A 23,140-nucleotide genomic window follows, 5' to 3' on the forward strand; every position below is an offset into this window, starting at 1 on the left:
AGGATCGCGGGCTAGGTTACCTGCCGGTCCTGCATGGTGGAAACGAAGGAACGTCCCGTTTTGCCCCCGCGCAGGACCGGTGAGGACGCACCGCTGCGGCCCTCGGGACAATTCATCGAGTATGCCGCTGGGCTGGCTCTGCATGATCAGCGGGGTCCCCTTCCGGCTGGGTCTCGGGCGGGTCCACGTCGGGCGCGGGAGCGGTGGGCACGGCGACGTCCCATTCGGCCTCGGATGGCTCCGGGAACGCCCGCTGCCCCTCCGTGTCGGCGGCCCCGCGCTGAGGGCGGACCACGCGCAGCGACGTCAGCCAGGTCGTCGCGAACCCCCCGGCTGCGGCGACGATGAGCAGGATCGCCTTCACCGGACATCACCCCGCGGTGACCGGTCGACGACCGCTCGACGGACCGCCTCCCGGCCGCCGAACCGAGCGGCGACTCCGAAGGCGGCCAGTGAGCCGGCCACGAAGGAGGCCAGGGCCCAGAGGAAGACACTGGGGAAACCGCCCGAGGCCGACCGCCCCAGCACGCCCAGCAGCAAGGGCAGGAGTCCCAGCCCCAGCCACCAGGCCCAGCCCATCTCCGTGACCTCTCGGGTCACCGGCCCGGCGCGGTCCGCACGTCCGCCGACGGGGCCGTCGACGTGGGCGGGCTGCGTCATCGGTCCTCCTCGGAGCTCTGGGGCACGTCGGGACCCGACCGTACCCGGTCGCGCGGCTGGGCGCCTCAGGCGGCCTCCGACCCGGACGGCGTCGGCAGCGCCGAGACCTCGCCCGGCACCGCGAGCGCCACGCCGAGCAGCGCCATCCCCGTCGCGTCGCAGGCTCGCGCGAAGGCCTGCCGCAGGGCGAGGTCGTGGTCGGTCGCGGTTGCCGTGCCGGCGCGCGCGATGACGATGACGAGGGCACGCACGCCGTCACGGTGCAGGTCGGCGAGCGCCTCCGACAGGTGAGCCTCCGCGACGTCAGGGGGCGACGCGGCGTTGATCCGCTCGAGGGTGAGTGGCTGCATGAGCCGACCGTCGCCTTGGCAGAGCAGCAACGCGAGGCCGCCGAGGGCGCGGAAGGTCTCGAAGACGGCGAGGTCGACGACCCCTTCGAACAGGTCAGGGTCGGTCATCGGCCGACGGGCCCAGTCGTCCGGCAGGCTCTCGAAGGGCTGGCGCCGTGCGCGCGGTGGCTCGGATGAGTCGGTCGGGTGCTCGCTCGGGTCGTCCCTCCGGTTCCACGTCGTCATGTCCGGCAGCATGGCCAGTCCGCCCGGCACCGCGTGCGAGTTGTCCACAGGCCCCGTCAGGAGGCGCGGCCAGCGGCCTCTGCGCGACGCTTCGCGACCGGAAATCCCGTGCTCGCGCGCACCGGGGCGACGTACGATCGAAGGTATCCCCGAGCCGGTGTTCTGCATGGATAACCAACGGTTCGGAGCGACGCCAACCATGCACGTTGGTCGACGATGTCGTGTCGGCCCGGGTGCGGCGCGCTCGCGACGGTGGGAGGGGTGCGGATGGCAGCAGTGGACGAGGCCGGATCGCCCGGCGCGACGACCCACGCCGCCGCGCGCTCTCCAGCGGCCACCGTGAACGGTGCGGCGGTGTCGCTCCGCGGAGTGGGCCCCCAGACCTCCGCCCTGGACTGGTTGCGAGCCCAGGGACTGACCGCAGCGAAGGAGGGCTGCGCCGAGGGCGAGTGCGGTGCCTGCGCCATCCTCGTCGTCAGACCTGTCCTGGATGGGGTCGATGGCCGGCCGGCAGACCAGACGCGCGCCGATCGCACGGCTCCCCCGCCCTCGCAGTGGACGGCCGTCAACGCCTGCCTCGTGCCAGCCGCGTCACTCGTGGGGCAGGAGGTCGTGACCTGCGAGGGCCTCGGCTCGCCGGACGCCCTCCATCCGGTCCAGCGCGAGCTCGCCCTCGGAGGCGGCTCGCAGTGCGGGTACTGCACTCCCGGCTTCGTCTGCAGCATGGCCGCGGAGTACTACCGCCCCGGCTCGGACGGTTTCGACCTCGAGGCACTCTCGGGCAATCTGTGCCGCTGCACGGGCTACCGGCCCATCCGGGATGCGGCGCTCGCCCTCGGAAGCCCAGGCGCGGACGACGTCCTCGCCGGACGGTGCCAGCGGCCTGCCCCGAGGCGCTCGAGCCAGCGGGTCGACGGCCCGGGCGGCACCTACCACCGGGCCGCCGTGCTCGTGGAGGCGTTGGAGCTGCTCGCTGCGAAGCCGGGCGCGATGGTGGTGGCCGGCGGGACCGACTGGGGCGTCGAGGTGAACCTGCGTGGTGCACGGCGCGAGGTCCTCATCGGCATCGACGCCGTCCCCGAGCTACGGACTCTTGACGTCGGTGTCGACACCGTCAAGGTGGGTGCGGGTCTCACGCTCTCCGAGATCGAGGGGGCTCTGGGCGACCGCGTGCCGCTGCTCGCGCAGCTCATGCCCCAGTTCGCATCACGCCTGATCCGCAACAGCGCGACCCTGGGCGGCAACCTGGCGACCGCCTCTCCCATCGGCGATGCCGCACCGGTCCTCCTCGCCCTGGACGCCACGATCGTCCTCGCCTCGCTGCACGGTGAGCGCGTGGTCCCGCTGGCCGAGTTCTTCACGGGCTACCGGGAGTCCGTCCTGCGAGCAGGCGAGCTCATCCGCTCCGTTCTGATCCCCTTGCCCCTCGCCGGCGTGGCGGGCTTCCACAAGATCACCAAGCGCCGCTTCGACGACATCTCGAGCGTCGCGATCGCCACGGCGATCACGCTGTCGGACGGGATGGTGACCAGGGCGCGGATCGGGCTCGGCGGGGTGGCTCCCACCCCGGTCCGTGCCCTCGCGACGGAGGCTGCGCTCGAAGGCCGCCCGTGGGACCGGGACACGGTGGAGGCTGCGGCCGCGGTCCTGCGCGGCGAAGGGAGCCCGCTGGACGACCACCGGGCCACCGCGGCATACCGGACCGCGATGTTGGGCACGTCGCTCCTGCGCCTTCATGCCGACCATCCCACTGACCGTCAGCGACCAACCGTGGAGATGTCGCCATGAGCGCGCTGTCGCAACGCCCCGACGACGCCGCCGTCGGGCTCACGGTCCCCCACGAGTCAGCGGCGCTGCACGTGACGGGTGCCGCCCTCTACACCGACGACCTGGTGGGCCGCTTCCGCGACGTCCTCCACGCGCACCCGGTGCAGGCACCCCACGCCCACGCTCGCATCAGCCGTCTCGACCCGACCCCCGCTCTCCACGTGCCCGGCGTCGTCCGCATCCTGACGGCAGCGGACGTGCCCGGCCTCAACGACTCCGGTGTCCTCGGGGACCAGCCGCTCTTCCCCGCTGAGGTGATGCACCACGGCCAAGCGGTGTGCTGGGTGCTGGGTGAGACTCTCGAGGCCGCCCGACGGGGTGCCGAGGCGATCGCCGCAAGCGGGGTGGACTACGACCCGCTTCCGTCGGTCATCACGGTGCGCGAGGCGATGGCCGCCGGATCGTTCCAGGGCGCCGACCGCCACGTGCAGCGCGGCGATGTCGAGACGGCGCTCCACGATGCCGCGCAGGTGTTCACCGGCGAGACCGAGTTCGCGGGGCAGGAGCACTTCTACCTCGAGACCCACGCCTCCCTCGCCGTCGTCGACGAGTCGGGGCAGGTGTTCGTCCAGTCCAGCACGCAGCACCCGAGCGAGACGCAGGGCATCGTGGCGCACGTCCTCGGCGTTCCGGACCACGCCGTCACGGTGCAGTGCCTGCGGATGGGCGGCGGCTTCGGGGGCAAGGAGATGCAGCCCCATGGCTTTGCCGCGGTCGCGGCCCTGGGCGCGACGCTGACGGGGCGGCCAGTGCGGGTCCGGCTGACCCGGGCACAGGACGTCACGATGACCGGCAAGCGCCACGGTTTCCACGCCGCCTGGCGCGTCGGTTTCGACGCTGAAGGCCACTTCACGGCCCTGGAGGCCACGCTGACGTCGGACGGCGGGTGGAGCCTGGACCTGTCGGAGCCCGTCCTCGTCCGCGCCCTCTGCCACGTCGACAACGCCTACTTCATCCCCAACGTGAGCGTGCGCGGGCGGATCGCGCTGACCCACAAGACGTCCCAGACGGCCTTCCGTGGGTTCGGCGGCCCTCAGGGCATGCTCGTCATCGAGGACATCATCGGCCGCTGCGCGCCACAGCTCGGCCTCGAGCCCCACGAGCTGCGCCGCCGCAACTTCTACACCGCAGGTCAGACGACGCCGTACGGCCAGGAGGTCCGCCACCCGGACCGTCTCGTCCGCGCTTGGGACACGATCGCAGAGAGCGCCGAGCTCGACACCCGACGCGCGGAGATCGCGACCTTCAACGCGTCCCACGCGACGGCGAAACGGGCGCTGGCGGTCACACCGGTCAAGTTCGGCATCTCCTTCAACTTCACCCCGCTCAACCAGGCCGGCGCCCTCGTCCACGTCTACAAGGACGGCTCGGTCCTCATCAACCACGGCGGCACCGAGATGGGGCAGGGGCTGCACACGAAGATGATCCAGGTGGCGGCGACGGCACTCGGGGTCCCGCTCCACCGGGTGCGCCTCGCGCCGACCCGCACGGACAAGGTCCCCAACACCTCGGCCACCGCGGCCAGCTCCGGCGCCGACCTCAATGGCGGCGCAGTCAAGGACGCCTGCGAGCAGATCCGCGCCCGCCTTGACGCGGTCGACGACGGGGCGGGACTCGCTTGGGAGGATCTCGTCGCCAAGGCCTACCTCGCCCGGGTTCAGCTCTGGGCGGCAGGCTTCTACCGCACGGAGGGCCTGGGCTGGGACGCCGCGACCATGCACGGTCACCCCTTCAAGTACTTCGCCTACGGCGTGGCCGCAGCGGAGGTCGAGGTCGACGGCTTCACCGGTGCCTACCGGACCCGCCGGGTCGACATCGTCCACGACGTCGGCGACAGCCTGAGCCCGGTCGTCGACGTGGGCCAGATCGAGGGTGCCTTCGTCCAGGGCGCCGGGTGGCTGACCCTCGAGGACCTGCGGTGGGACGAGGGTGACGGCCCGGACCGGGGACGGGTCACGACCCAGGCGGCGAGCACGTACAAGCTGCCCTCCCTCTCCGAGATGCCGGAGGTCTTCAACGTCACGCTGCTCCCGGACGCCCACGAGGACGGAGCGGTCTACGGCTCGAAGGCAGTCGGCGAGCCGCCACTGATGCTGGCCTTCTCGGTCCGCGAGGCGCTGCGACAGGCCGCCGCGGCGTTCGGCCCGCCGGGTGTGAGCATCGACCTGGCCTCGCCGGCGACGCCCGAGGCGGTCTACTGGGCCATCGAGCTCGCCAGGTCCGCCGTCCCCGCGACCCCCGTGCCGTATGCCGCTGGGCCGGCTCCCCGCGATGGCTCACCGGCTGCCGGGGACGTTGAACCTGTTTCGGCACCGCCATGGCAGGTGCAGACATGAACTGGCTCCGGGCGGTCGAGCACCTCCGCGCGGCCCGCCAGCCGGGAGTGCTCGTCACTTTGGCCGGGGTGCGCGGTCATGCGCCGCGCGAGGCCGGGGCCAAGATGGTCGTGACCGCCGACGCCGTGTGGGACACCATCGGCGGCGGCAACCTGGAGGCAACGGCGGTGGAGCGGGCGAGGCGCCTCATCGCGGACGGTCGCCGTTCACCCGAAACCTTCACCCTCACGTTGAGCGACAAGGCTCCCAGTGAGCACGGGCGTCAGTGCTGCGGCGGTGAGGTCACGGTCCTGCTCGAGCCGCTTCCTGTCGTGCCCTCCGTGGCGATCTTCGGACTCGGCAACGTGGGCATGGAGCTGGCGCGGATCCTTGCTCGTCGCGACCTCGAGCTGCACCTCGTCGACTCGCGCACGGACCTGCTCGCACCCGAGCGACTCCGACCGCTCGACGACGCGGTGGCCCGGGTGCACGTCCACGCCGCGCCCGTCCCTGAGCTCGTCCTCGGCGAGGTGCCTGCGAGCACCCACGTGCTCATCATGACCCACGACCACGCGGAGGATGCGGCGCTCTGCGACGCCGCTCTCCGGTGCGACCACCTGGGGACCGTCGGGCTCATCGGCTCGGCGTCGAAGTGGCGCCGGTTCCAGGCCGTGCTCGCGGCCGAGGGCCACTCCCCCGACGCCATCGCGCGGATCGTCTCGCCCATCGGCACAGCGGAGCTGCGCGGCAAGGACCCGTCGACCGTCGCCATCGGCGTGGCGGCAGCGCTCGTCAGGTCGTTCGAGCAGCAGGCGCTGACCGGGCAGCGCCACGACGCGGCGGGAACGGCGAGGGAGTCACGGTGACGATCTTCCGGGGGACCGTGCTCGACACACCCGGCGACGAGCGGGTCGGGGCGGTGCGTCTGCGCGCCGATCCCGACGCCGCCCTGCTCGTCGAGGGGGGCCGAGTGACGGCACGCGGGGCCTTCGCGGACGTCATGGCAGCAGCGGGGTCCGCTGAGCGCCACGACGTGGTGGACCTCACCGACGGGCTCATCCTCCCCGGTCTCGTCGACACGCACGTCCACTACCCCCAGGTCCGGATCATCGGCGGCCTGGGCCTGCCCCTGCTCCAGTGGCTGGAGGAGCGCGCCCTGCCGGAGGAGGCGCGCCTCCAGTCCGTCACGTACGCCCGAGGGGTGGCCGCGGAGTTCGTCCACGGCCTGACGTCCGCAGGGACGACGACGGCTCTCGTCTTCGGTTCGCACTTCGCTCCAGCGATGGACGTCTTGTTCGAGGCGGCCGCCACGGCGGGACTGCGCGTCACGGCCGGCCTCGTCGCGAGCGACCGTGGCCTGCCCAAACCGCTGCTCACCACGCCGGACCGGTTCTACGACGAGTCCATGGCCCTCGCGAGCCGGTGGCACCTGCACGGTCGGACCCGCTTCGCGGTGACGCCGCGCTTCTCCTACTCCGCGAGCGTGGCGATGCTCGACGCCTGCGCCTCGGTGCTCAAGGACGTCGACGGCGCGCTCTTCACCTCACACGTCAACGAGAACGTCAGCGAGGTGGCCGCGGTCGCCGAGCTCTTCCGAGGAGCCGAGCACTACGTCGCGACCTACGACCGCCACGGCCTCGTCGGCCCACGCACCGTGCTCGCTCACAACGTCCATGCCACGGCGCCGGAGCTCGCGCTCCTGGCTGCCCGCGGCGCGTCGGTGGCGCACTGCCCATCGAGCAACGCCGCCCTGGGCAGCGGCCTCTTTCCCCTGGCGCGTCACGTCGAGCAGGGAGTCCGGGTCGCGCTCGGCTCGGACGTCGGCGCCGGCACCGGCTTCTTCATCCTCAAGGAGGGCCTGCACGCCTACCTGACCCAGCGGTCGCTCGGCTCCGGGGGCCTCCCGTTGGCGGCTGCCGACCTGTTGCACCTCGCCACCCGGTCCGGCGCCCTGGCGCTCGGCCTCGGGGAGGAGGTGGGCGACCTCAGCGTCGGCAAGCAGTTCGACGCGATCTGGGTCCGACCCCGCCCCGGAGAGCCGTTGGCCGTGGGGCTGCGTCACGCGTCGTCGCCGGAGGATGCCCTGGCCCGGACCATCGCCCTCGCAACCCCATCGGATCTGGCCGGGGTGTGGATCGCCGGCGAGCAGGTCCCTGCGGTCCACCCCGGCTGACCCGCATTCCCCCACTCGAGTGGCTCCGCCGTCCACACCCCGTAGTCCACACCCCGCGGGTCCTGAGCCTGTGCATACCGGGGCCACTCGAGTCATGGACCGGGGTTGGTCAGGTGGGCGGGGTGTAGCGGCCGTCGACCGCGGTCCAGCCGCCGTCGACGAAGAGCTGCGTGCCGGTGACGAAGGACGAGGCGTCGGACGCGAGGTAGACGACCGCCCCCGCGAGCTCGTCTGGCCGCGACCACCGACCGAGGGCGCTCTTGGTCGCATAGGCCGCCGCCCACTCCGGGACGGCGCGGATCGGGGCGGTCAGGGGTGTCTCGACGACGCCGGGTGCGATGGCGTTGACGCGCACCCCGCTGGGTCCGAGCTCGGCTGCGGCGGCGCGCAGCAGCTGCACGAGTCCCGCCTTGGTCGCGGCGTAGACCCCCTGCCCTTCCTCGACGGTCACCGACCTGATCGAGGTGAAGGCGATGATGCTGCCCCGGCCACGCAGGGCCATCCCGGGCCCGAACGCCCGGACCAGACGGAAGGCCGCCCGCAGGTTGAGGTCGACCACCCGGTCGAACTCGTCGTCCGAGTAGTCGGCCAGGCGCTTGCGGACGTTGGTGGCCGCCGAGTCCACGAGGACGTCGACGTCACCGAGCTCGTCCGCAGCCAGCCGGATCGCCTCGGCGTCGAGGACGTCGAGGCGGTACGACGTCAGCCCCGGGGCCAGGCGCGTCGTCGCCTCGGCCGCAGCCAGGTCGCGATCGGCGCAGACCACCTCGGCTCCGTGGGCTGCGAGCGCCAGCGCGCTCTCCCGGCCGATCCCGCTGCCCGCCCCGACGACGACCGCGCGCCGCCCGTCGAGCCGGAAGAGCCGCCTGTAGTCGACGGGAGCAGGAGGGCCGAGCCCGGGGGGCGTCGAGGGTGTCATGCGGGCCTCCCCGTCGTGGGTCGGATGATCGCCATTCGCGTCACGGTGAGCTCCTCGATGGCGAAGCGTGGGCCCTCCCGGCCGACGCCGGAGTCCTTCACGCCGCCATAGGGCATGACATCGGACCGGAAGCCCGGCACCTCGTTGACGACGACGCCGCCGGCCTCGATCCGCTCGATCGCCCGGAAGGCGGTCTCTAGAGACGCGGTGAACACGCTCGCGTGCAGGCCGTAGCGGGACCGGTTGACGACGTCGAACGCCTCCTCCAGCGTGGCCACGGACCGAACCGCGACGACCGGTCCGAAGACCTCCTCGTCCCACGCCAGCTGGCCGTCCGGGACGTCGAGCAGCACGGTCGGCTGCATCACACCGTCACGCAGGTCCCCGCCGTGGACCACGGCGGCACCGGCAGCGACCGCGGCCTCGACCCAGGTCCGCACCCGCTCGGTGGACCGGTCGTCGATGAGGGCCGAGACCCGCGTCTGCGCTGAGCGCGGGTCGCCGACGACGACGTCGGCGAGGTGGCGTCCGAGGGCGGCGAGGAAGGCTTCGCGCGCGCTCTCGACCACGACAACGCGTTGGACCGAGATGCACGCCTGACCGGAGGCGTAGTAGCCACCGCGCACGACCGCCGCGGCAGCGGCCTCGACGTCCGCGTCCGCGGCGACGACGAGGGCGGAGTTGGAGCCGAGCTCGAGCAGCACCTTCGTCGGCGCTGCGTCCCGGGCGATCTGGTGCCCGACCGCCGCTGACCCGGTGAAGGAGACCGCCCCGACCCGGCGGTCGGTCGTCAGCGCCGCTCCCACGTCGACCCCGCCGGTGACGAGCTGCACGAGGGACCGAGGGGCACCGGCACCTGCGAGCGCCTCGCGGATGAGGTGCACGAGCCACAGCGTCGCGAGCGGCGTCTGGGGAGCCGGCTTGATCACCACGGGGCACCCGGCAGCCAGGGCGGGAGCGAGCTTGTGGGAGGCAAGGAGCAGGGGGTAGTTGTAGCCGGCGATCCCCACGACGACCCCGATCGGGCGGCGGACCCAGAAGCCGAGCAGGCCCTCACCGCTCGGCAGCAGGTCGAGGGGCACCGTCTCGCCGTGCAGGCGAGCGACCTCCTCAGCCGCCGTCGTCAGGGTGAGCAGGGTGCGGTCGACCTCGACCCTGCAGTCGACCAGGGGCTTGCCGGTCTCGAGCACGAGGAGCTGCTCGAACTCCTCCCGCTGCTCCCCCACCGCGCGGGCCGTCTCGGCAAGCGCTCTCCGACGGATGTGGGACGGGAGGGAGGCGGCGCGCTCACGGAGCCCGGCGGCATACGAGATGGCTTGGCTCGCGAGCTCGCTGGAGCCGACCGGCGCCTCGGCGACGAGCTCCCCGGAGAACGGGAAGCGCACCGGCGCCGTCGCCGTGACCGCCACCCACTCCTCCCCGACGGGCAGTCCGGGTGGGTGAGCAGGGGTGTGCAGTGCGGTCATGAGCCACCTCCGACGAGCTCTGCCGTGCCGCCGCCGCGCAGGGCCCGACGCATGCTCGGCGCCGCGCGCAGCAGCTGCTGGGTGTAGGGGTGCTGCGGGTCGTCGTAGACCTGCGCCGTGGGACCGAGCTCGACGACCTCACCGGCACGCATGACGGCGACGCGGTCGCAGGTGTGGCGGACCACGGACAGGTCGTGCGAGACGAAGAGCAGCGTGAGGCCGAGCTCCTCGACGAACTCGGTGATGAGGTTGAGGACCTGGGCTCGCACCGACACGTCGAGCGCGCTCACCGGCTCGTCGGCGAGCAGGATCGTCGGCCGCGGCGCGAGGGCGCGCGCGATCGAGATCCGCTGGCGCTGACCACCGGAGAACTGGTGCGGGAACCGGTCGGCTGCCTCGCGGGGCAGCCCGACCGCCTCGAGGAGCTCGAGGACCCGAGCCTCACGCGCGTCACGGGTCGAGCCCTCGCCGGCCTGCGCCACGAGCGGCTCCGCGATGATGTCGCGGACGCGCATGCGCGGGTCGAGCGAGCCCATCGGGTCCTGGAAGACGACCTGGAGCTGCGAGCGGACGAACCCCAGATCCCGCTCGCGACGGCCGGTGATGTCCATCCCCTCGACGAAGATCTGCCCGCTCGTGGGCCGGTCCAGAGCCCCGATGAGCCGCAGCAGCGTCGACTTGCCCGACCCGGACTCCCCCACCAGCCCGAAGCGCTCCCCACGGGCGACCTCGAAGCTGACCCCCTTGACCGCCTCGACAGGAGGACTCGGGCGCAGCAGGGAAGCCCGCGGACGCCGGTAGTGGCGGACGACGTCCTGCACGACGATCGACGCGCTCATCGCTCTCCTCCGGCGGGGTGGACGCAGGCGTGGCCGTGCCCCGGGTCGGCGCTGCTCCAGGGCGGCGGCGCGGCGCACTCGGCGGTGGCGTGCCTGCAGCGCGTCCGGAAGACGCACCCCTCCGGGAAGGCGCCCGCCGGGGGCACGGTGCCGGGAATCGTCGTCAACGGTTTGCCCGGCCGGGCCCCCTCGAGGTCCGAGGCCCCGAGCAGACCCTCGGTGTAGCGGTGTCGCGGTCGCGTGAAGACCTCTGCCACCGGACCGGCTTCGACGATCCGTCCGCCATACATGACCAGGACCCGCTCGCACACCGTGGCGACGACGGGCAGGTCATGGGTGATGAAGAGCATCGCGGACCGGCGCGCCTCGACGCCGCGGACGATCAGGTCGAGGACCTTCGCCTGCACGGTCACGTCGAGGGCCGTCGTCGGCTCGTCACAGACGAGCAGCTCCGGGTCGTTGGCGAGCGCTATGGCCACGACGACGCGCTGGCGCTGCCCGCCCGACAGCTGGTGCGGGTAGGCGCGGGCGAGCTCGGCGGGTGCGGGCAGGCCCACCTGGTCGAGCAGGGCGACGACCCGCTGCCGCACGGCAGCCCGGTCGGCACCGGGGCGCTTGCCGCGCCCGGCGTGGACCAGGATCGTCTCGGCGACCTGCGCCCCGACACGCATCGTCGGGTTGAGAGCCGTCATCGGCTCCTGGAAGACCATGGACACGTCGTTGCCGCGCACCGACGCCATGGCGCGCTCGCTCGCTCCGACGACGTCGTGCGTCACCCCGGCCAGTCGCACGGAGCCCGTCGCCCGGGCCCCCTCGGGCAACAGACCGAGCACGGCCAGGCTCGTCAGCGACTTGCCCGAGCCGGACTCCCCGATGAGCCCCACCCGCTCGCCGCGCCCCACGGTGAAGGTCAGGTCGTGGAGCAGGTCGTGCCGTCCGATGCTCACCGAGAGCCCCCGGACCTCGAGGACCGGAGACGGCGCGACCGCTGCGGCGGTGGTCATCGGCGGTCCTCGAGTCGTGGGTCGTAGCGGTCGCGCAGCCCGTCACCGAGCAGGTTGAAGCCCAGGACGGCCACGGCGATGGCCAGACCCGGCACGAAGGCGAGCCGGGGCGCGGAGAAGAGCAGCTCCTGGCTCTCCTGGAGCATCCGGCCCCAGCTCGGCGTCGGGGGCGGCGTGCCGTAGCCGAGGAAGGAGAGGGCCGCCTCGGCGAGGACGGCAATGGCGAACGCGACCGATGCCTGGACGATGACGAGGCTGCTGACGTTGGGCAGCACGTGGCGCAGGCCGATCCCCCAGGAACGTCGCCCCGCGGCCCGCGCCGCGAGGACGTACTCCGTGCTGAGGACCTGGAGGGCGCCGCTGCGCACGATCCGGGCGAAGCTGGGCACCGTGGCGATCCCGATGGCGATCATCGCGACGAGGGTGCTGCCGCCGTAGACGGCGCTGAACATGATCGCGAGCAGCAGGGCCGGGAAGGCGAGAAGAAGGTCCATCGCCCGCATGAGCGTCTCACCGACCCACCGCGGCGCCATGGCGGCCACCACCCCGAGCGGCACGCCGAGCAGGCCTGCGACGCCGACGGCGACGACCCCGACGAAGAGCGTCGTGCGCGCCCCGACGAGGACCTGGCTCAGCACGTCGCGGCCGAACTTGTCGGTGCCGAGCCAGTGCTCGGGGTCGCCGACGTCGCGCAGGCGGGCCGCGGCGTTGACCAGGGTCGGGTCGTGTGGTGTCCACACGAAGGACAGGAGAGCCATCAAGACCACCGCCGCGACGATGGACCCACCGACGACGAGGCTGGGGCCGGGGCGACGTCGCACCCGCGGCTGCCCGGCCACTCTGGTCGGGTCGATCGGGCCGGCCGGCTGCGCACTCATGAGTGGCCCGCCCGGAGCCGCGGGTCGATGACGACGTAGAGCACGTCCACGAGGAAGTTCACCAGCAGCACGGCGACGACGAGGAGCATGACGATGTCCTGGACGAAGACGAGGTCCCGGTTGGAGACCTGGTCGAGGAGCAGGCTGCCGAGACCCGGGATGACGAAGACCCGTTCGACGACCACGGCACCGATCAGGAGAGTGGACAGCTGGAGCGCCAGCACCGTGACGACCGGGACCGCCGCGTTCCGGAAGCCGTGTCGCCACAGCGCACGGAACGGTCCCAGGCCCTTGGCCCGCGCCGTCCGGATGTAGTCCTCCCGCTGCACGTCGAGCACCGAGCTGCGCACGTAGCGCGTCAGCACGGCCCCTTGGACCAGACCGAGGGAGAGCACGGGCAGGACCAGCTGGCGCAGGAACTGGGCCGGGTCCTCGTTGGGCGGGGTCCACCCGTTGGCGGGCAGCCAGCCGAGCCGCACCGCGAAGACGGTGATGAGCAGGATGCCGGCGAGGAACGCGGGCACCGCGACGCCGACCTGGGACAGGGCTGACAGGAGGAACCCGCTCGGTCGCCGGTGACGAACCGCCATGAGCGTCCCCATCGGCACGGCGATGACCAGGGCCACGAGCATGGCGCAGACGACGAGCCAGAGCGTCACCTGCAGCCGGTGCAGGATCTGGGGGGCGATCTCCACCTGGGAGACATAGCTGCGCCCGAGGTCGAAGCGGAGCAGGCCGGAGACCCACGAGGCGTACTGCTCCACGAGCGGCCGGTCGAGCCCGAACTCGGCGCGCAGCCGGCCCACCGCCTCCTCGGAGGCGTTGACCCCCAAGGCGACCCGAGCCGGGTCACCCGGCAGGAGCACCATGAAGCCGAAGACGACGACCGAGCTCACCGCGAGGCTCGCGACGAGGATCGCGGTCCTGCGGACGAGGTGCAGCAGCATGGTCCCGTCCGAGCGTCCTGCTCAGCCGCGGCTGAGGTCGGAGAGCCGGAACGACTCGGTGATGGCGTTCTTCGGCAGCCCGGTGATGCCCTTCTCGGCCACCATGAGGTTGGGCAGCAGGAAGAGGAAGTCACCGGCGGCGTCCTGGGACAGCTCCCGCGCGGCCTTCTTCATGAGGTCCACCTGCTCGTCGGGAGTCCCGGCGTCGGCTGCGGCGAGGTCGGCCTGGAGCTGCTTGCTGTCGTAGCGCGTGTAGTACTCCGGGTTGCCGAACACCGTTGCGAGGTCGCGCGGTTCGACGTGCGCGACGATCGACATGTCGTAGTCCGCGTCGGTGAAGACGGTGCTCAGCCAGACCGCCGGGAACTCGAGCTGGTCGAGGGTGACGGTGAAGCCGGCCTGCTCGAGCTGGCTCTTGACGACCTGCCCGCAGGAGGTGGCGTAGGGCAGGGACGGCAGCCGCAACCGCAGAGCCGTGGACCCGACCCCGGTCTCCTGAACGAGTGCCTTGGCCTTCTCGAGGTCGTACGGGTAGAGGCCGGTGAGGTCCTCGTACCACGGGTCGGTCGGCGGCACCATGCTGCCGATGAGGGTCCCGCGGCCGGCCCAGCACGTGTCGAGCAGCGCCTGGTGGTCGATGGCGTGCCGGACGGCCTGGCGGACCTTGACGTCGTTCATCGGGGCCTTGCCGTTGTTGAACGACAGGAGCACCTCACCGTTCGTCGTGCCCTCGGTGATGGCGTACTTGTCGTTGCCCTCGAACTGCTGCAGCGACTCCGGCGCCTGGACGGTGCCGATGACGTCGATGGTGCCGGTGAGCAGGGCGTTGTTGAGCGCCGACGGGTCCTTGAAGTACTTGAGGGTCACGTCCTGGAAGAACGGCTTGTCCCCCCAGTAGTCGGGGTTCGCCGTGAAGGAGATCGAGTCGCCGCGGCGCCACTGTGAGAAGACGTAGGGACCGGTGCCGACGGGCTTGTCGGCGAGGCCCGCCACGCCCTGCTCCGTCATCATGGCCCCGACGCGCGTGGACATCTTGTAGAGCCAGTTGTTGCTCGGCTTGGTCAGGGTCACCTCGAGCTGGGTGTCGCTCAGGGCCTTGGCCTCGGCGACGACGTCCATCGCCGCCTTGAGCGAGACGGTCCAGTCGCTCTTGACGCGGTTGATCGAGAAGGCGGCGTCCTTGGCGGTGAACGGTGTGCCGTTGGTGAACGTCGCGCCCTGGACGAGGTCGAAGGTGTAGGTCTTCTTGTCGTCGGAGACCCGCCACGCCGCCGCGAGCCCGGGCTGGAGCTCCCCGGACTGGTCGACCTTGACGAGGGTCTCGTAGACGTTGTCGAGCAGCGCCTGCGGGATCGCCGCGCCGTCCTTGGTGGTGAAATCGAGGCTGACCGGCTCAGCGACGAGGCCCACGGTCAGCTTCGTGTCCGTGGTCCCCCCGGCACCGGTGGTCGAGGTGCCGTCGGAGGTGCCCGATCCGGCGGAGCAGGCGGCGGTGAGGGCAAGGAGCAGGACGCTCCCCGCGGCGGCGATACGGCTCGGCTTCATCGTGGCTCCATCCCGGTGAACCTCCAGCCACCGGTCTGACCAGTGGACTTTTCTGCGTAGACCGCTACCGTTTCCGTCAACGGGCCGGATGTCAAGGGTTGACACGGGCCCGGCCGTGAGAGGCGGGTGACCACGCATGGAGCAGCAACCGACCGTGCGCCCGGCGAGCCTGACAGCGCAAGCGCTCTCAGCGGCATACGCCTCGCTCTCCCTCTCCCCCGTCGACGTCGTCCGCGACGTCGCCGATGTCATCGCCGAGCGCGAGCCGGTGCTCAACGCCTTCTGGCGCCACGACATCGAGGGAGCGCTGTATGCCGCTGAGCTCAGTGCCGCTCGCTGGCGCGCGGGTGCCCCGCTGGGTCCCATCGACGGCGTCCCCGTCACCGTCAAGGAGAACCTCGCGCGCTCCGGCGTGCCGATGCCGGCGGGCAACTCGGGCGTCAACCCCGTTGTCCCAGAGCGCAGCTCACCCGTCGTCGAGCGGATCGAGGAGGCCGGCGGCGTTATCCTGGGCTCCACCGTCATGCCCGACTGGGGGATGCTCTCGTCGGGCGTCTCCAGCCTCCACGGCATCACGCGCAGCCCGTGGGACCCGCAGCTCACGACGGGCGGGTCGAGCTCCGGCGCGGGAGCTGCTGCGGCGGCGGGCTACGGTCCGCTCCACGTCGGCACCGACATCGGGGGCTCGATCCGGCTCCCCGGCACCTGGCTCGGCCTCACCACGCTCAAGCCGAGCGCCGGCCGGGTGCCGCTCGACGCGCCCTACCTCGGCCGGGCGGCCGGTCCGATGACCCGGTCCGCCGTCGACGCCGCCCTGCTCCTCGGCGTCATCAGCCGGCCGGACCCCCGGGACTGGACCGCACTGCCCCCGGAGCGCCTCGACCTCGACGACCTCACGGTCGGCGGCTCGTACTCCGTCGCGGGCCTTCGGGTCGGCCTCCATCTCGACGCCGGCGCCGGGCTGCCCGTCGACCGGGCCGTCCGGGCGGCCGTGGAGGCGGCTGCCGAGGTGTTCGCGGCCTCCGGCGCGCGGGTCGAGCCGGTGGCGCCGTTCCTGACCGAGGAGCTCCTCCGGCGCCTCGACGAGTTCTGGCGGGTGCGCTCCCTCGTCGACTTCGACGACCTCGACCAGGCCGCCCAGGAGCGGGTCCTGCCCTTCATCCGCCGCTGGGTCGAGGCTGCGAGGCCCGTGCCCGCGCGCGAGGTGATGCGCGACTACACGGCCATGATGCGGATCCAGCAGGTCACGACGGCGGCGACCGAGGCCTTCGACCTCGTGCTGTCCCCCGTCGCCCCGATGGCGGCCTTCCCGGCCGAGTGGCCGATGCCGTGGGGAGACTCCGACCTCGGTATGGCGCACATCGGCTTCACCGCGCCCTACAACCTCTCCGGCCAGCCGGCCGCGACGGTCAACGGCGGCTTCCTCCCGGACGGCCGCACCATCGGGCTGCAGGTCTCCGGGCGCCGGTTCGACGACGTCGGCGTCCTGCGGGCCGTGCACTGGTTCGAGGAGCACCGTGGTCCGGAAGCCACCCCCGTGTGGCCCATCCCGGCGCCGAGTCGATCCGGTCCGACGACGCCATGAAGCAGCAGCCGGCGTTCGAGCCGGTCCGGCCGGTTCGCCTCTACGAGCGCATCGTCGACCAGGTGGAGACCGCGATCGCCAGTGGCGAGCTGGTCCCCGGGCAGCGCCTGCCGAGCGAGCGGGAGCTGGTCGTGCAGTTCGGGACGAGCCGGGCCACGGTCCGCGAGGCGCTGCGCGTCCTCGAGAGCAACGGGCTCGTCCGCTCCCGTCCCGGCGACCCCAACGGCCCCGAGATCCTGCCCTTCACGAGCGGCGGCCTGCGCAAGCAGCTCCACCGCCTGGCCCGCACGGAGGAGCTGACGTTGGCACAGCTGCTCGTGTCGCGGATGATGCTCGATGCCACGGCGAACCGGCTCGCGGCCGTCCTGCGCACCGACGCCGAGCTGGCCGGGATGGAGGCGGCGATCGACCGCATGCGGGACTCGGTCGACCTCGGCTTCGAGGCCTTCAGCGAGGCGGACGTCGCCTTCCACGAAGCCGTGGCCGTGGCCTCCGGCAACACGATGATCCAGGTGAGCAACGCGGTCGTCCGCGACACCGTGCTCTCGCTCGTGGCCGGGAAGCTGGCCCACGCCCGCAACAGCAAGACGCTGATGCGGCGCTCCCTCGAGCACCACGAGCAGGTGCTCGACGCCATCCGCGCCGGGGACGGACCGGCCGCCGCTCGCGCCTCCACGCAGAGCCTCTACGACTACTACGCCGGCTATGTCTCGGCGGCTGAGCGACGGACCCTACAGGCCCTCCTGGACGGCTGAACCGCAGTGGACCAGCCTCCAGTCCGGGGCGGCCGCCGCGACACCGTCGACCTGGGTGGCGAGCAGGACCGGGTGCGTCACGCCATAGCCGCGAGCTAGCACCCGCCGGACCTGAACCGCCAGGTCCGGCACCTCGCTCGGCCCGCGACGCAGCTCCCAGAGGACGACGCCACGACGGTCCCGGACCGCCGCGGACCACGAGATGCCCATGGCAGCCTGCTCGCGGTCCGGGATGCGGTATCGGGCGCCCAGCACGCTGTTGCCCGTCGCGGAGGCGAGCAGGGAACCGTCGTCCTCGACGTAGACGTCGACGGACGGGACCAGCGCATCATCGGGCACCGGCCGAGCCAGCCCGATCGCGAGCACGGCTCCCGTCGGCAGGCACCCGACCCGTTCGCAGAGCCACGCCTCGTAGACCGACCACGCACGCTCCAGCGCACGACCGTCATCACTGCGAACTTCCATCGACCTTCTCCCCGAGCGGCTGTTCCCACCGGGGCATACCCGCTCAGCCCCGGCTTCGGACGCCCGGTGGAGATTTGCTCAGCGACGCCCCGACACGCCCCGGCGGCTCACTTCCGGAGGGTCCGCGACGGCCCGTCGGTGCCGACCGGCAGAATGCGGGGTCCACGCGCTCGAGCGCGTGGAGCGAACGAGAGCACAGGAGTGGTTGTGGTTGTGGGTCTGGGTGTGGACGGGTCACAGGGTGTCGCAGGGCCGTCGATCGAGCAGCGGATCGCGGAGGAGCTCGGCGTCCGCGGCGGCCAGGTGCAGGCAGCCGTCGGCCTTCTCGACGGCGGCGCGACCGTCCCCTTCGTCGCGCGATACCGCAAGGAGGTGACGGGCGGGCTGGACGATGCGCAGCTGCGCACCCTGGAGGAGCGGCTCGGCTACCTGCGCGAGCTCGAGGAGCGCCGCCGGACGGTCCTGACCTCGATCGACGAGCAGGGCAAGCTCACGGACGAGCTGCGTGCCCAGGTGCTGGCGGCAGAGACGAAGGCCCGGCTCGAGGACATCTACCTCCCCTACAAGCCGAAGCGGCGCACCAAGGCCCAGATCGCCAGGGAGGCCGGCCTCGAGCCACTGGCCGACGGCCTGCTCGCCGACCCGACCGTCTCGCCGCAGGCCGCGGCAGCAGCGTTCGTCGACGAGGCGAAGGGCGTCAGCGACGCAGCAGCCGCGCTCGACGGGGCTCGCGCCATTCTCGTGGAACGTCTTGCCGAGGACCCGGACCTCGTCGGCGACCTGCGCGAGCGCATGTGGTCCCGGGGACACCTCAGCGCCAAGGTGCGTGCGGGCAAGGAGACGGAAGGGGCGAAGTTCTCCGACTACTTCGACTTCTCGGAGCCCTTCACGAAGATGCCGTCGCACCGCATCCTCGCCATGCTTCGCGGCGAGAAGGAGGAGGTCCTGACCCTCACCGTCGACCCCGTCCCGCCGTCCGACGAGCCGGCGACCGGACCCACCGACTACGAGCGGGCCATCGCGGCGCGCTTCGGGATCACCGACCGGGGTCGCCCCGCCGACGCCTGGCTCGCCGACACCGTGCGCTGGGCGTGGCGCACCAAGCTGCTCGTCCACCTCGGGATCGACCTGCGGATGCGGCTGCGCAAGGCGGCCGAGGAGGAGGCCGTCCGCGTCTTCGCCGCGAACCTGCGGGACCTGCTCCTCGCGGCCCCGGCCGGGAGTCGGGCCACGATGGGGCTCGACCCGGGCTTCCGGACCGGCGTCAAGGTGGCCGTCGTCGACGCGACCGGCAAGGTCGTGGCCACCGATGTCATCTACCCCCACGTGCCGCAGAACCAGTGGGAGCGCTCGATCGCGACTCTCGCCCGGCTGTGCGCCGAGCACCGGGTCGAGCTCATCGCGATCGGCAACGGCACGGCCTCCCGCGAGACCGACCGACTGGCCCACGACCTCGTCAAGCGCCACCCGGAGCTCAAGGTCACCACCGCGGTCGTGTCCGAGGCCGGCGCCTCGGTCTACTCGGCCTCCGCCTACGCCTCCGAGGAGCTCCCCGGCCTCGACGTCTCCCTGCGCGGGGCCGTGTCCATCGCCCGCCGCCTCCAGGACCCGCTCGCCGAGCTGGTCAAGATCGAGCCGAAGTCGATCGGAGTCGGGCAGTACCAGCACGACCTGTCGCAGACGTCCCTATCCCGGTCCCTCGACGCCGTGGTCGAGGACTGCGTCAACGCCGTGGGCGTCGACGTCAACACGGCCTCCGCTCCGCTCCTGCGCCGCGTCTCCGGCATCACGGCCGGCCTCGCCGAGAGCATCGTGGCGCACCGTGACTCCAACGGCCCGTTCCGGACGAGGTCCGCGCTCAAGGACGTCCCCCGCCTCGGTGCGAAGGCCTTCGAGCAGGCTGCCGGCTTCCTCCGGATCCAGGGGGGCGACGACCCGCTCGACTCGTCCGCGGTCCACCCGGAGGCCTACCCCGTGGTCCGGAGGATCTCCACCGAGACCGGGTTCGAGCTCCGTCAGCTCATCGGCAACTCCGCTGTGCTCCAGCGGCTTCGGCCCAGCGCCTTCGTGGACGAGCGGTTCGGGCTGCCGACCGTCACCGACATCCTTGCCGAGCTCGACAAGCCCGGCCGGGACCCGCGACCCGCGTTCCGGACCGCGACCTTCAAGGAGGGCGTCGAGGAGCTGAAGGACCTTCGTCCGGGCATGACTCTCGAGGGGGTGGTCACCAATGTGGCGGCCTTCGGCGCGTTCATCGACATCGGCGTCCACCAGGACGGGCTGGCGCACGTATCCGCCCTGTCCGACCGCTTCGTGTCCGACCCTCGTGAGGTCGTCAAGCCGGGAGACGTCGTCCGGTGCAAGGTGCTCGACGTGGACCTCCCCCGCAAGCGGATCTCCCTCACGCTGCGCCTCGACGACGAGGTGACGCCCGGCGGCCGCACCGGCGGGCGCCGCACCGACGCGGGGGGCGACCGAGGCAAGCGCGGCGGAGGTGGGCAGCAGCGCGGACGCGGCGCCACCCCGACTCAGGCGGGTCGGGGAGCGCGGACCGAGCAGCCGCGGGACAGCGCCATGGCGGACGCCCTGCGCCGCGCCGGCTACCAGGGCTGAGCCCGGCACCCGGCGGCCGGGCGAGCGTGAGCGAGCCCAGCGGCATACGTCACTCAAACTGCCTCTTGTCCTCGGCCCGGATCCTTGGTCGACTGTGAGTGGTGGGTCCAGCCCATCCGGGGCCGGACCCGCCGCGGACCGGAGGTACCCATGACCAGTGAGACGCAGTTGATCCCCGAGGACGCAGAACTCGAGGGGTCGCCGGCTGGCGTGCACGCCAGCGCCACCGTGGCGGCCCCGATCGAACGCGTGTGGGAGCACCTGATCAGCCCCCAGGGCACCGAAGAGCTGCTCGGCAGCGGCGCCCGCCTGGCGACGAAGGGCGAGCCCTGGCACAGCGCGGAAGGACCCTGTGGCGTGCTGCGCAGCTACCACCCTCTGGAACAGATCCGCGTCTCCTGGCATCCCAACGAGGACGGACCCCTGAGCATCGTCGACCTCCAGCTACGGCGCGAGGGTGACGGCACGCGGCTCGACATCTTCCACGAGGGGCGGGGCATCGCCGAGGACGGTCCGGGCGACAAGGCACGCTGGGACGAGGCGCTCGCCCGGCTCACCAGCTCGTTCGCCGGCTGAGCCGAGACGACGCCGGCACGGCCGGGCCCGTATGCCGCTGGGCCCGGCCGCGCCGCCCGTCTCCCTGCGCTCCTCCCGCCCTGAGGCGCCATGAGGCGCCCGGATCCGCCCGACTCGGATCAGCGCAACTCGGATCAGCGGACCACCATCACGGGACAGCTGGCGTCGTGGATGACTCGGTGGCTCACGGAGCCCAGGAGCATCCCGGTGAAGCCGCCCCGGCCGCGGGATCCGACGACGATGAGCCCGGCATCGGCCCCGAGCTGGGCCAGCAGGGACCCCGGGTCGCCCCACAGGGCCTCGGTCGTGACATCAAGCGACGGGTGCGCGGTCCGCACCCGCCCTCCCTCCTGCTCGACGCTCTCCCGCGCCCAGCCGAGGATGACCTCGGGGTCCTCCAGGCCCGCGCCGCCGGCGCCCGCCTCGATGACGGTCCACGTGCTGGGGATGACCGGCTGCGCGACGTGGACGATGCGCAACCGGGCGGCGCTCTGCTCGGCGACGTCGGCCGCCGCGTCCACGGCACGCTCGGAAGCGGGCGAGCCATCACTGCCCACGACGACCGGGTGATCCGCGCCCGGGCGACTGGGTCTGGGCAGGTCCTCGACGTCCTCCCCGACCCCGCTGCGCACCACGACGACCGGGCAGTGGGCGTGGGCCGCAACGGCGTACGAAGTCGACCCGAGCAGCCCGCCGAGGATCCGGCCACGGCCCCGGCTGCCGACGACGACCAGCTCTGCGTCGCGCGACGCCTCGATGATCTGGCCTGCCGGACTCCCGAGCCAGTACTGGGTCTCGATCTGGCTCACCTCGAGGGACTTCGCCGCCCGCTGTGCTCCCTCGGCCAGGATCTCGCGGGCCGTCTGCTCGAAGATCGGCTGGGCCTGCGCCAGGTCCATGGCCGGGAAACCGGTGCCGGCCGTGCTCATGCCGTGCACGATGGTCAGGGGTCGGCCCCGCTCCCGGGCCGTCTCGACCGCCCAGTCCAGCGCCAGCACGGAGGCGGCAGAGGCGTCGTAGCCCACGACGATGCCGTGCGTCGGACGGGCTGCCGGCTCGCCGGTCGAGGCGGGGAGGTCCTTGGCGGTGTCGCTGGTCTCGCTGGTGTCGCTGGTGTCGCTGGTGTCGCTGGTCTCGCTGGTGTCGGTCGTGGCGTTCTCGTTCATGTGCAGCACCCCACTCGAGTCGTTCGCATGGCCGATGCCGGATCGGCCGGCCGGATCGACCTGCCCGGCCACTTCCATCCTCTCGCCGCCACGTCAGGGGTGCGACGCGGTGTGAGCCGCCAGACAGGGCGTGGCGGGCGTCCTCGTGTCAGAGGCCGAGCTGCTTGGCGACCGCGTCGCCGCCCATGGAGCGGATGACCTCGGGGTCCCCGACGATGATGAGGCGGTCCGTGGCGCGGGACATCCCCACATAGAGCTTCTCCCGGCCGCGCTCGGTGTTGTCCGTGTTGACGCAGAGGACGACCGCCTTGCGCTCCAGGCCCTTGCAGCCGAGCACGTGTCCATAGAAGACGTCGTCGTCCTCCCAGAACGACCGCCAGTAGCCGACCTGCCCGTCGGCCTCCTGACGCTCCGTCTGGACGCGGTGGCGGGAACCCATCGTCAGCAGGGCGATGTGCTCAGGCCGCCAGCTCTCGTCGAGCAGTGACTCCACCTCGTCGTCCGCCACGTCGATGGCGACGTCGCTGGAGCACGGGACGATGACGACCTCCGGGCCCTCGCCCCCCTTGAGCGTCATCCGCATCGGCGTCAGCGGGCCGAAGGCCCGGGCGATCTGTCGCGTGTTGCGCAGATTGTGGTCCAGCACGAGAGGCACCAGCGGGACGGGCGGTTGACCGTAGCGGGGGAAGATGCGCTGGTTCTCGTCGCTGTAGACGTAGACGCCGCCCGTCTCCTCGTCCTTGAGGGACTTCATCAGCGGACTCCACCAGTGATCGGCGAAGTCCTGGGCCTCGTCGACGATGATGGCGTCGAAGCGCTTCGACGCCGGGAG

The 23,140-nt window shown here is 72.2% G+C and carries 21 protein-coding genes; 8 read left to right on the forward strand and 13 right to left on the reverse strand.

Annotated elements, in window-relative coordinates; all coding sequences use genetic code 11:
• Positions 1 to 112: 112 nt before the first annotated feature.
• The 3 genes from OO014_RS09740 to OO014_RS09750 all read right to left on the reverse strand — a co-directional run bounded on the left by OO014_RS09740 (position 113) and on the right by OO014_RS09750 (position 1,235).
• Positions 113 to 364 carry a hypothetical protein gene (locus OO014_RS09740; protein WP_272462113.1) on the reverse strand — a complete coding sequence of 84 codons (252 nt, stop codon included), beginning with the start codon at positions 362 to 364 and terminating at the stop codon, positions 113 to 115.
• Positions 361 to 660, reverse strand: a complete 300-nt coding sequence (locus OO014_RS09745) for a hypothetical protein (protein WP_272462114.1) — start codon at positions 658 to 660, stop codon at positions 361 to 363. The genes OO014_RS09740 and OO014_RS09745 overlap by 4 nt, the downstream gene beginning before the upstream one ends.
• Before the next feature lie 65 nt (positions 661 to 725).
• Entirely contained in the window at positions 726 to 1,235 is a 510-nt protein-coding gene (locus tag OO014_RS09750; protein ID WP_272462115.1) for a hypothetical protein, read from the reverse strand.
• Positions 1,236 to 1,502: 267 nt separating this feature from the next.
• Here OO014_RS09750 and OO014_RS09755 point away from each other — a divergent pair, with 267 nt between their 5' ends.
• From OO014_RS09755 to OO014_RS09770, 4 genes are read left to right on the forward strand one after another with little or no spacing between them, the layout of a single operon-like run.
• Positions 1,503 to 3,023, forward strand: a complete 1,521-nt coding sequence (locus OO014_RS09755; protein ID WP_272462116.1) for a xanthine dehydrogenase small subunit — start codon at positions 1,503 to 1,505, stop codon at positions 3,021 to 3,023.
• A complete protein-coding gene (gene xdhB / locus OO014_RS09760; protein WP_272462117.1) occupies positions 3,020 to 5,398 on the forward strand; it encodes a xanthine dehydrogenase molybdopterin binding subunit in 2,379 nt (792 codons plus the stop codon). The genes OO014_RS09755 and xdhB overlap by 4 nt, the downstream gene beginning before the upstream one ends.
• Complete coding sequence (gene xdhC / locus OO014_RS09765; RefSeq protein ID WP_272462118.1) at positions 5,395 to 6,243, forward strand: xanthine dehydrogenase accessory protein XdhC; 849 nt, start codon at positions 5,395 to 5,397, stop codon at positions 6,241 to 6,243. The genes xdhB and xdhC overlap by 4 nt, the downstream gene beginning before the upstream one ends.
• Positions 6,240 to 7,550 (forward strand): guanine deaminase, encoded by a 1,311-nt coding sequence (locus OO014_RS09770; RefSeq protein ID WP_272462119.1) that lies wholly within the window; start codon positions 6,240 to 6,242, stop codon positions 7,548 to 7,550. Before xdhC ends, OO014_RS09770 begins: the two co-directional genes overlap by 4 nt.
• Before the next feature lie 109 nt (positions 7,551 to 7,659).
• Here the strand turns inward: OO014_RS09770 and OO014_RS09775 are convergent, their stop codons facing one another.
• The 7 genes from OO014_RS09775 to OO014_RS09800 are packed head-to-tail and all read right to left on the reverse strand — an operon-like array spanning position 7,660 to position 15,148.
• Entirely contained in the window at positions 7,660 to 8,469 is an 810-nt protein-coding gene (locus tag OO014_RS09775) for an SDR family NAD(P)-dependent oxidoreductase (RefSeq protein ID WP_272462120.1), read from the reverse strand.
• Positions 8,466 to 9,935, reverse strand: a complete 1,470-nt coding sequence (locus tag OO014_RS09780) for an aldehyde dehydrogenase family protein (RefSeq protein WP_272462121.1) — start codon at positions 9,933 to 9,935, stop codon at positions 8,466 to 8,468. Before OO014_RS09780 ends, OO014_RS09775 begins: the two co-directional genes overlap by 4 nt.
• Complete coding sequence (locus OO014_RS19305) at positions 9,932 to 10,774, reverse strand: ATP-binding cassette domain-containing protein (RefSeq protein WP_334685039.1); 843 nt, start codon at positions 10,772 to 10,774, stop codon at positions 9,932 to 9,934. Before OO014_RS19305 ends, OO014_RS09780 begins: the two co-directional genes overlap by 4 nt.
• Complete coding sequence (locus tag OO014_RS19310; RefSeq protein WP_334685040.1) at positions 10,771 to 11,778, reverse strand: ABC transporter ATP-binding protein; 1,008 nt, start codon at positions 11,776 to 11,778, stop codon at positions 10,771 to 10,773. Before OO014_RS19310 ends, OO014_RS19305 begins: the two co-directional genes overlap by 4 nt.
• Complete coding sequence (locus OO014_RS09790) at positions 11,775 to 12,656, reverse strand: ABC transporter permease (RefSeq protein WP_272462122.1); 882 nt, start codon at positions 12,654 to 12,656, stop codon at positions 11,775 to 11,777. The genes OO014_RS19310 and OO014_RS09790 overlap by 4 nt, the downstream gene beginning before the upstream one ends.
• Positions 12,653 to 13,603 (reverse strand): ABC transporter permease, encoded by a 951-nt coding sequence (locus OO014_RS09795; RefSeq protein ID WP_272462123.1) that lies wholly within the window; start codon positions 13,601 to 13,603, stop codon positions 12,653 to 12,655. The genes OO014_RS09790 and OO014_RS09795 overlap by 4 nt, the downstream gene beginning before the upstream one ends.
• 21 nt (positions 13,604 to 13,624) lie before the next feature.
• On the reverse strand, positions 13,625 to 15,148 hold the full coding sequence (locus tag OO014_RS09800) for an ABC transporter substrate-binding protein (RefSeq protein ID WP_272462124.1): 1,524 nt from the start codon (positions 15,146 to 15,148) through the stop codon (positions 13,625 to 13,627).
• A 136-nt stretch (positions 15,149 to 15,284) separates the two neighbouring features.
• Here OO014_RS09800 and OO014_RS09805 point away from each other — a divergent pair, with 136 nt between their 5' ends.
• Together OO014_RS09805 and OO014_RS09810 are read left to right on the forward strand one after the other, a co-directional pair.
• The gene (locus tag OO014_RS09805) at positions 15,285 to 16,733 is read left to right on the forward strand and encodes an amidase (RefSeq protein WP_272462125.1); all 1,449 of its coding nucleotides are present in this window, start codon (positions 15,285 to 15,287) and stop codon (positions 16,731 to 16,733) included.
• Positions 16,730 to 17,488, forward strand: a complete 759-nt coding sequence (locus OO014_RS09810; protein WP_272462126.1) for a FadR/GntR family transcriptional regulator — start codon at positions 16,730 to 16,732, stop codon at positions 17,486 to 17,488. Before OO014_RS09805 ends, OO014_RS09810 begins: the two co-directional genes overlap by 4 nt.
• On the opposite strand, the gene OO014_RS09815 is transcribed toward OO014_RS09810, so the two are convergent.
• A complete protein-coding gene (locus OO014_RS09815) occupies positions 17,465 to 17,953 on the reverse strand; it encodes a TY-Chap domain-containing protein (RefSeq protein ID WP_272462127.1) in 489 nt (162 codons plus the stop codon). The genes OO014_RS09810 and OO014_RS09815 overlap by 24 nt on opposite strands.
• A 225-nt stretch (positions 17,954 to 18,178) precedes the next feature.
• On the opposite strand from OO014_RS09815, the gene OO014_RS09820 reads away from it, so the two are divergent.
• Positions 18,179 to 20,566 (forward strand): Tex family protein, encoded by a 2,388-nt coding sequence (locus tag OO014_RS09820; protein WP_272462128.1) that lies wholly within the window; start codon positions 18,179 to 18,181, stop codon positions 20,564 to 20,566.
• A 150-nt stretch (positions 20,567 to 20,716) separates the two neighbouring features.
• Positions 20,717 to 21,142 carry an SRPBCC family protein gene (locus OO014_RS09825; protein WP_272462129.1) on the forward strand — a complete coding sequence of 142 codons (426 nt, stop codon included), beginning with the start codon at positions 20,717 to 20,719 and terminating at the stop codon, positions 21,140 to 21,142.
• 134 nt (positions 21,143 to 21,276) lie between these two features.
• On the opposite strand, the gene OO014_RS09830 is transcribed toward OO014_RS09825, so the two are convergent.
• Together OO014_RS09830 and OO014_RS09835 are read right to left on the reverse strand one after the other, a co-directional pair.
• On the reverse strand, positions 21,277 to 22,308 hold the full coding sequence (locus OO014_RS09830; RefSeq protein WP_272462130.1) for a universal stress protein: 1,032 nt from the start codon (positions 22,306 to 22,308) through the stop codon (positions 21,277 to 21,279).
• 148 nt (positions 22,309 to 22,456) lie between these two features.
• Positions 22,457 to 23,140 (reverse strand): ATP-binding domain-containing protein (locus OO014_RS09835; RefSeq protein ID WP_272462131.1); only part of this gene is annotated, 684 nt, incomplete at its 5' end.

This window comes from Intrasporangium calvum (assembly GCF_028446585.1).
GTDB lineage: Bacteria > Actinomycetota > Actinomycetes > Actinomycetales > Dermatophilaceae > Intrasporangium > Intrasporangium calvum_A.

Excerpts from the sequence above, each read along its gene's own strand:
- OO014_RS09775 (WP_272462120.1), bottom strand. The coding sequence starts at position 8,469 with ATGACACCCTCGACGCCCCCCGGGCTCGGCCCTCCTGCTCCCGTCGAC.
- xdhB (WP_272462117.1), top strand. The coding sequence starts at position 3,020 with ATGAGCGCGCTGTCGCAACGCCCCGACGACGCCGCCGTCGGGCTCACG.
- OO014_RS09780 (WP_272462121.1), bottom strand. The coding sequence starts at position 9,935 with ATGACCGCACTGCACACCCCTGCTCACCCACCCGGACTGCCCGTCGGG.
- OO014_RS19310 (WP_334685040.1), bottom strand. The coding sequence starts at position 11,778 with ATGACCACCGCCGCAGCGGTCGCGCCGTCTCCGGTCCTCGAGGTCCGG.
- OO014_RS09800 (WP_272462124.1), bottom strand. The coding sequence starts at position 15,148 with ATGAAGCCGAGCCGTATCGCCGCCGCGGGGAGCGTCCTGCTCCTTGCC.
- OO014_RS09815 (WP_272462127.1), bottom strand. The coding sequence starts at position 17,953 with ATGGAAGTTCGCAGTGATGACGGTCGTGCGCTGGAGCGTGCGTGGTCG.
- OO014_RS09750 (WP_272462115.1), bottom strand. The coding sequence starts at position 1,235 with ATGACGACGTGGAACCGGAGGGACGACCCGAGCGAGCACCCGACCGAC.
- OO014_RS09805 (WP_272462125.1), top strand. The coding sequence starts at position 15,285 with ATGGAGCAGCAACCGACCGTGCGCCCGGCGAGCCTGACAGCGCAAGCG.
- OO014_RS09790 (WP_272462122.1), bottom strand. The coding sequence starts at position 12,656 with ATGAGTGCGCAGCCGGCCGGCCCGATCGACCCGACCAGAGTGGCCGGG.
- OO014_RS09745 (WP_272462114.1), bottom strand. The coding sequence starts at position 660 with ATGACGCAGCCCGCCCACGTCGACGGCCCCGTCGGCGGACGTGCGGAC.
- OO014_RS09795 (WP_272462123.1), bottom strand. The coding sequence starts at position 13,603 with ATGCTGCTGCACCTCGTCCGCAGGACCGCGATCCTCGTCGCGAGCCTC.
- OO014_RS09825 (WP_272462129.1), top strand. The coding sequence starts at position 20,717 with ATGACCAGTGAGACGCAGTTGATCCCCGAGGACGCAGAACTCGAGGGG.
- OO014_RS19305 (WP_334685039.1), bottom strand. The coding sequence starts at position 10,774 with ATGAGCGCGTCGATCGTCGTGCAGGACGTCGTCCGCCACTACCGGCGT.
- OO014_RS09755 (WP_272462116.1), top strand. The coding sequence starts at position 1,503 with ATGGCAGCAGTGGACGAGGCCGGATCGCCCGGCGCGACGACCCACGCC.
- OO014_RS09830 (WP_272462130.1), bottom strand. The coding sequence starts at position 22,308 with ATGAACGAGAACGCCACGACCGACACCAGCGAGACCAGCGACACCAGC.
- xdhC (WP_272462118.1), top strand. The coding sequence starts at position 5,395 with ATGAACTGGCTCCGGGCGGTCGAGCACCTCCGCGCGGCCCGCCAGCCG.
- OO014_RS09810 (WP_272462126.1), top strand. The coding sequence starts at position 16,730 with ATGAAGCAGCAGCCGGCGTTCGAGCCGGTCCGGCCGGTTCGCCTCTAC.